Here is a 6,204-nt window from a genome sequence, read left to right as displayed (position 1 = left end):
CCCCCCCCCCCCCGCGGCGGCGCGCGGGGGGGGCGCGGCCCCCCCCCCCCCCCCCGCCCCCCCGGGGCCGCCCGCCGCCGCCCCCCCCCCCCGCCCCCCCCCCCCCCCCCACTACAGGCGTTCGGCGCTCAGCGTTGGCAATACCCGCACCACACCGTTGCCCGCTGGCCAATGCTGGCATAGCGCAGCGCACGCCCACATTGCTTGCAGTTCTCGCCTTCGCGCCCGTACACCAGCAGCTCCTGCTCGAAGTAACCCGGCGCACCATCAGGGCTGATGAAGTCGCGCAAGGTGGTCCCGCCACGGGTGATCGCGTGACCCAGGATTTCCTTCACCGCATCCGCCAACCGCTGATAGCGCGCCCGCGATACCTTGCCGGCTTCACGCAGGGGATTGATACCTGCCATGAACAGACTTTCCGCCGCATAGATATTGCCGACGCCGACGACAATGCCCTGGTCCATCAGGAAGGTCTTGATCGGCGCTTTGCGGCCACGGCTGCGCTGGAACAGATAATCGCCGTCGAAGTCATCCTCCAGCGGTTCCGGACCAAGTCCAGCCAGCAGCTCGTGCGTTTCGCCTGCAGGCTGCCATAACAGGCAACCAAACCGACGCGGATCGTTGAAGCGCAGCAGGCGACCGTCTTCCAGGCTGATATCCACATGGTCGTGCGCACGCACTGGTGTATCGCCAGGCAACACGCGCAGGCTGCCGGACATGCCCAGATGCAGCACTGCACTGCCCAGTCCGGTATCCAGCAACAGGTATTTGGCGCGACGACGGATTGCCTCGATACGCTGGCCCGGCAGCAGCTGTTCGATCTCGGCGGGAATCGGCCAGCGCAGGTCCGGCCTGCGCAGGATCACACCGTGGATGCGACGGCCCACCAGATATGGCTCCAGCCCGCGTCGGGTGGTTTCTACTTCGGGTAGTTCTGGCATGCAGGCCTCAAAGCGTAGGTATCTGACTGTTCTTGTGGGAACGGCGTGAGCCGTGAAGCTGGTGGTGGCGAACGACGGACCTGTATCGATTGCAATGTGCTATCGGCTTCGGTTGGATTGGAGGCTTCGCGGCTTACGCCGCTCCCACATCCCGCATTTCATGGGTTGTAAGTCAACGCGGTGGCGCCATCAGCTCGCGGGCGCTCAGGTAACCATCGCTGTTGGCATCCTGGCGGGCGAAGCGGGCCAGGATCACCTGGCGCTGTTCTTCGCGGGTAATCGGTTTGCCACGGCCACCCGGCTGTTCTTCGGGCTGCAGGACGCCATCACCGTTGCGGTCCATCTTGTCAAAAGCGTACAGCATCCACTGCAGGTATTCGTCCGGGCTGACCCGGCCATCACCATCGCTGTCCATGCGTTGCAGGTAGGCGTTGGTGTCCTGCACCTGGGCGATGGCTGGCAACCAAGCACATAGCAGGAAAAGAACGGAAAGAGTCTTCATGCGGCGCTGAGCGAATAGCCTTTCAGACGCGCTGCATAGGCCTGCAATGCAGCGCTGCCACTGGCTTCGGCTTCCTGGCACCACTGCTGCAACTGGCGCAGGCGCTCGGCGGCGTCATGGCTGCGGGCTTCCAATAACGCCGACAGGCGCGCACGGTGCTCGACCAACAACTGGATGCGCGGGCGCTGCTGCACCCAGCTCTGCAACTGCGCGCGGCAATCGGGTTTGAGCCAGCGACCATCATTGACCAGGCCCTTGCGCATGCGCCGCGGCAACAGCTTGCGCAGCTTGGCACCCGCTGCAGCAGCCTCATCCTTCAAGGCAGGCGCGAATACATTGCGCTGGTAATCGGTCATCGCCTGGAAGCGATGCGACAACAAGGCTTTCAAGGTGTCTGCATCGGGCACGGCGATATTCGGACGGATGTCCATGCTCGGCGCCACCCGCAACACCTTGGCCAGGCGCAGGAACTGCAGCAGGCGGATCACCTGCCAGCCGATGTCGAACTCCCAGCGCCGCATCGAGAAGCGCGCCGAGCTGGGGAAGGCATGATGGTTGTTGTGCAGTTCTTCGCCGCCGATCCAGAACGCCCACGGGGTGAGGTTGGTCGAAGTATCGGCCGACTCGAAATTGCGATAGCCCCACCAATGGCCAAGGCCATTGACCACGCCTGCGGCCCAGAACGGAATCCATGCCATCTGGATCGCCCACAAGGCGATGCCGGGCAGGCCGAACAACACGGTGTTGATCACGAACAGCAGGATCGGGCCGAGATTGGCATGCGGGGTATACAGCCTGCGTTCGATCCAGTCTTCCGGCGCACCACGCCCGTACTGCTCGATATCACCACGCAGCGTGCGGGCTTCACGGTACAACTCCACGCCGCGCCAGAACACGTTGCGGATGCCCTTGGTGACGGGGCTGTGCGGGTCCTCCTCGGTCTCGACCTTGGCGTGGTGCTTGCGGTGGATGGCCACCCACTCGCGGGTGATCATCGAGGTGGTCAGCCACACCCAGAAGCGGAAGAAGTGCGACACCAGCGGATGGAAATCCACACCGCGATGGGCCTGGCTGCGGTGCAGGTACAAGGTGACCGCGAAGATGGTGAGCTGGGTGAACACCAGCAGCACCGCCAGCATGCCCCACCAGCCCAGGCCGACGATGCCAGCGGTGAGGAAATCGAGCAGGGCGTCGGACATCACGAGGTACTCCAGGCAGTCGGTGCCAGATGAAACAACTGCTACACATGATGGGGGCTGTCGGCGCAAACTTCATCCACCGGCGGCAGGTCCGTTGGTCGAATCCTCAGCTGCCACCTACTCCTGAATGTCCATTGCACCCGCCGCCGAAGCGGCCCCCCTGATCGAACTGGACCATGCCTGCGTCGTCCGCGGCCAGGTCCGCGTGCTGCACGAACTGAACCTGCGTATCGAACAGGGCCAGCACACTGCCATCCTCGGGCCGAACGGCTGCGGCAAGTCCTCATTCATCAAGCTGATCACGCGTGAGCTTTATCCCTTGGCGCGCGCCGACGGCCATGTGCCGGTCAAGGTGATGGGGCAGACCCGCTGGCAGGTGGACCGGCTGCGCGCGCAGCTGGGCATCGTCACCGGTGACCTGTCCAGCAACCTCTCCAGCATGCCTGGGCTGACCGTTGAGGAAGCGGTGATCGCCGGCTTCTTTGCCAGCTTTGTGGTGCCTGCGCACCGCGACGTCACCGACGTCATGCGCCAGCGCGCGCGGCATGCGCTGGAACTGGCGCGCGCCACGCCCTTGCTGGGCCGCAGTTATGCCGAGCTGTCAGCCGGTGAAACCCGCCGCGTTCTGATCGCCCGTGCACTGGTCAATCAGCCAAAAGCATTGCTGCTGGACGAACCCTCCACCGGTCTGGACCTCATCTCGCGCCAGCATCTGGTCGACAGCATGCGCAACCTTGCCCAGCAGGGCATCACCCTGGTGCTGGTCACCCACCACATCGAGGAAGTGATCCCCGAGATCAACCGCGTGGTGCTGATGAAGGGCGGCCGCATTTTTGCTGACGGCAGCCGTACTGAACTACTGCGCTCGGCCCCACTGTCGGAGGTGTTCGGTGGGCCGATCGAAGTGCGCGAGGATGACGGGCGGATGTCGGCCTGGGTGGGCCACCTGTAGCTTTCCCAGCGAAGAGCACCCCTCCCCAGCCCTCCCCTTGCCTTCGGCAAAGGGAGGGGGCAGAGTGCGGCTGTTGGTGCGATGATGCCCGCCCGCTCCCGTAATCCCGTTGTCGTCGCAATGTCATTTCCCGTTTCCCCGCTGCGCCTTGGCGCCGCCCTCGCGCTGGCCGCCGTGCTCAGCGCCTGTTCCAGCACCCCCATCCTGCCCTCCATCGCAGGCGGCGACTCCGGCAGCAAGGTCACCGGCTATCTGGTTGGCAGCTCCATCCCCGACAGCCTTGCCCTGAGCCCGGCACCACCGGCGCCCGGCTCGGCATCGGCACAGCTGGACGAAGCCGTCGCCAGCCAGGCCCTGAGCATGCAAGGCAGCGCGCGCTTCGCGCAGGCCCATACCGATGCCGATCTGAGCTTCCCGGCCGGCGCCGATCAGTTCAGCTGCGCGCTCGGCGTGGCGGTCACCGCCAAGACCACCCCGGTGCTGTACCGCCTGCTGGAACGCAGCCGCATCGACGCCAGCGCGGCTACCAAGGCCGCGAAAACGCACTACCAGCGGCCGCGTCCGTTCATGGTCAACAACGCACCGACCTGTACGCCGGACGATGAGGAAGGCCTGCGCAAGAGTGGCTCCTACCCGTCTGGGCATACGTCGATTGGTTGGGCCTGGGGCCTGATCCTGTCGGAGATCGACCCTGAGCATGCCACCGCGTTGATCGAACGCGGTCGCAACTACGGCCACAGCCGCCTGGTCTGCAACGTGCATTGGTATAGCGATGTGCAGCAGGGCCAGTTCATGGGTGCGGCCACGGTCGCGCGCTTGCACGACAACCCGGCGTTTGTCGCCGATCTGGCCAAGGCACGCGAAGAGCTTGCCCACGCACGCACGCTCAAGCTGCCGCTGCCGCGCGATTGCGCCGCGGAAACCGCAGCGCTGACGTCGGACATCCCCGAAGCCCGCTGAGCAGTACCAAATGTAGTGCCGAGCCATGCTCGGCAGGGGCCTTCCCAGGAAGAACCAGCAGACCTTGGTAGTGCCGAGCCAAGCTCGGCACCACGGCCCAAGTGACCCGATTCTTTTGGGAGCGGGGTAATCCCCCAACCCAGCCTTGCGTGAACCGCAGGCATGCACGCAATCTGATCGGCTATCAGCTTCGCGGCTGACGCCGCTCCCACAGGCCCATCGTTCGGCAGGGCTACCGGTAACGCCCCAGCCGAGCATGGCTCGGCTCTACAGTTGCACGATGGTTTCCGACGTCACTGCCTTGCTCTGTGATGGGCATCTGCGGTTACAGTCCGGGGTCCTCTCATTACGGGACCTCTCATGCCTGTATTCCTTCGCAGTCCACGCCTGCATGCGCTGTTGTTCGCCGCATTGCTGCCCTTCGCTGTGCAAGCACAACCACCGCGCCTGATAGGCTATGTGATGGACAGCCCCGAGCCGCTGCAGCTGTCTGCACGCAAGCTCGACGTGGTGAACTTCGCCTTCGCCGTGGTTCGCCTCGACGGCACCGTCTACCTGCCCGAAAGCGTCGATCCAGCACGCCTGCACGCCGTGGTCGCCAAGCGCACGGACAACCCCTCACTGCAGATCGTCTTGTCGATTGGTGGCTGGGGTGCCGGCAACTTCTCTGAAGCCGCCGCCACTGCACCGGCACGCGCGCGCTTCATCGACAGCAGCGTCGCGCTGATGCACCAGTTCAAACTCGATGGCCTGGATATCGACTGGGAATACCCCACGCTCGGTGATGCCGACATCAGCCACAGTCCGGATGATCGCCAGAACTTCACCGCGTTGTTGGAAGAACTGCGCGCGCGCCTGGATCGCGAAGGCAACGGCAAGCATCACTACCTGCTGACCATCGCCGCCGCCGAAGGCCGCGCAGCCGAAGGCCTCGAGCTTCCACGCATCGCCAAGTCATTGGATTGGATCAATCTGATGACCTACGACTTCTACGGCAGCCTGACCAAGACCACCGGCCATCACTCCGGGCTTGCGCGCTCATCGCTGGCTACGCCGCAGGGCCGCACCACCGTGGATGCGGTGAAGTACTTCCTCGATGCCGGCGTGCCTGCCGAGAAGATCAACATCGGTGTGCCGTTCTACGGCCGTACGTTTGGTGATGTCGGCACGGACAACAATGGTCGCTTCCAGAAGTTCACCAAGGAAGGCGGCTTCATCACCTGGCGTGACATCGTCCATACCCGCCTCAATGCGCCGGACTGGCAACGTCATTGGGATGACGAGGCGCAGGTGCCGTGGCTGTGGAATGCCAAGGAGCGACGCATGATCAGCTACGACGATCCGCAATCGCTGCTGATCAAGGCCAACTTCGTGAAGCAGCAGGGCCTTGGCGGCATCATGTATTGGGAACAACGCGGTGATGACAACGAGCAGCTGCTTGATGTGTTGCATGAGGCGTTGCGTGCTGACCCGGTAGTGCCGAGCCATGCTCGGCAGGAGCTTCACCGGTAGCTCCAACCGTAGTTCCGAGTCACGCTCGGCAGAGACTTCACCGACCTAGCTTTGTGGGGGGCGGGGGCAACGCCGGCCCCCGCGTGCTTGGTAGACCCACACCAACCACGGCGGGGAGGGGGAGGGGGGGTGCGGGGG

The 6,204-nt window shown here is 64.4% G+C and carries 6 protein-coding genes; 3 read left to right on the top strand and 3 right to left on the bottom strand.

Annotated features, from left to right (window positions below):
• Positions 1-128 precede the first annotated feature (128 nt).
• The 3 genes from mutM to ACVOLL_RS20340 all read right to left on the bottom strand — a co-directional run bounded on the left by mutM (position 129) and on the right by ACVOLL_RS20340 (position 2,642).
• Positions 129-941, bottom strand: a complete 813-nt coding sequence (gene mutM / locus ACVOLL_RS20350) for a bifunctional DNA-formamidopyrimidine glycosylase/DNA-(apurinic or apyrimidinic site) lyase (protein ID WP_481514548.1) — start codon at positions 939-941, stop codon at positions 129-131.
• Between the two features lie 172 nt (positions 942-1,113).
• Positions 1,114-1,443, bottom strand: a complete 330-nt coding sequence (locus ACVOLL_RS20345) for an EF-hand domain-containing protein (RefSeq protein ID WP_481514547.1) — start codon at positions 1,441-1,443, stop codon at positions 1,114-1,116.
• Positions 1,440-2,642 carry a DesA family fatty acid desaturase gene (locus ACVOLL_RS20340; protein ID WP_481514546.1) on the bottom strand — a complete coding sequence of 401 codons (1,203 nt, stop codon included), beginning with the start codon at positions 2,640-2,642 and terminating at the stop codon, positions 1,440-1,442. Before ACVOLL_RS20340 ends, ACVOLL_RS20345 begins: the two co-directional genes overlap by 4 nt.
• Positions 2,643-2,769: 127 nt before the next feature.
• Between ACVOLL_RS20340 and ACVOLL_RS20335 the strand changes: the two genes are divergently transcribed.
• The 3 genes from ACVOLL_RS20335 to ACVOLL_RS20325 all read left to right on the top strand — a co-directional run bounded on the left by ACVOLL_RS20335 (position 2,770) and on the right by ACVOLL_RS20325 (position 6,066).
• Entirely contained in the window at positions 2,770-3,594 is an 825-nt protein-coding gene (locus ACVOLL_RS20335; RefSeq protein WP_481514545.1) for an ABC transporter ATP-binding protein, read from the top strand.
• Between the two features lie 120 nt (positions 3,595-3,714).
• The gene (locus tag ACVOLL_RS20330; protein WP_481514544.1) at positions 3,715-4,554 is read left to right on the top strand and encodes an acid phosphatase; all 840 of its coding nucleotides are present in this window, start codon (positions 3,715-3,717) and stop codon (positions 4,552-4,554) included.
• A 360-nt stretch (positions 4,555-4,914) separates the two neighbouring features.
• Entirely contained in the window at positions 4,915-6,066 is a 1,152-nt protein-coding gene (locus ACVOLL_RS20325) for a glycoside hydrolase family 18 protein (RefSeq protein WP_481514543.1), read from the top strand.
• Positions 6,067-6,204: the final 138 nt, after the last annotated feature.

It is taken from the genome of Stenotrophomonas sp. STEN035 (genome assembly GCF_056759935.1).
The sequence above is the reverse complement of the archived record's forward strand: the minus strand, read 5'-3'. Positions and strand labels throughout refer to the sequence as shown.